Source organism: Caballeronia sp. RCC_10, assembly GCF_041360715.1.
Classification (GTDB): Bacteria; Pseudomonadota; Gammaproteobacteria; order Burkholderiales; family Burkholderiaceae; genus Caballeronia; species Caballeronia grimmiae.
This window is the reverse complement of sequence record NZ_JBFUPT010000113.1, coordinates 1-848: the sequence shown is the minus strand read 5'-3', so window position 1 is coordinate 848 and position 848 is coordinate 1. Positions and strand designations below refer to the sequence as shown.

1 pseudogene and 1 other annotated feature are annotated in these 848 nt (G+C 59.1%); the pseudogene reads left to right on the top strand.

From position 1 onward, the window contains the following. Positions 1-67 precede the first annotated feature (67 nt). Positions 68-848, top strand: a pseudogene (locus AB6804_RS31880) (IS3 family transposase); the annotation flags it as partial. Further along, positions 295-411 (top strand) — a sequence feature (AL1L pseudoknot). Its footprint overlaps the pseudogene before it by 117 nt.

Genomic DNA, 848 nt, shown 5'->3' with positions numbered 1-848 from the left:
CATCGACAAAGCAAAACGCAAGACTGCGCCGAAGTATCCGACCGAGGTTCGCGAGCGCGCGGTTCGCATGGTGTTCGAGCACCGTTCGGAATACGCTACGCAGTGGGAAGCGATCCAGTCGATCGCCGCGAAGATGGGCTGTTCGCGCGAGACTCTTAGAAATTGGGTCCGTCAGGCTGAGAGTGATCGTGGTGTGCGAGCAGGCCCCTCGAAGCAAGAGCAAGATCGAATTCGCGAGCTTGAACGAGAGGTCCGGGAACTGCGCCAGGCGAACGAGATCCTGCGCAAGGCCTCGGCGTATTTCGCACAGGCGGAGCTCGACCGCCGACCGAAGTGATGATCGCTTTCATCGACGATCACCGATCGGTCTACGGGGTCGAGCCGATCTGCAGAGTATTGCCGATCGCCCCGTCGACTTACTACCTGTACGCCTCCCGCCGCGCCGATCCCCGTCGGCTACCAGCGCGGCAGCAGCGTGATGCTTTGTTGTGTCAGCATATCCGTCGCGTTTGGGAAGAGAACTTTCGAGTGTACGGTGCGCGTAAGATCTGGCGACAGTTGCTGCGCGAAGGTTTCAGAATTGCGCGTTGCACCGTTGAACGGTTGATGAGGCGGCTAGGTCTGCAGGGTGTACGGCGGGGTAAGTCGATGCGAACCACCGTCAGCGATAAAAACGCACCTTGTCCGCTTGATCATGTTCAGCGTCAGTTCAAGGCGTCAAAGCCCAACGCACTGTGGGTGTCCGACTTTACCCTTGTCGCGACCTGGCAAGGCTTCGCGTATGTTGCCTTCATCGTTGACGTGTTCGCGCGACGCATCGTGGGTTGGAGAGTGTCAAGTTCAGCGCG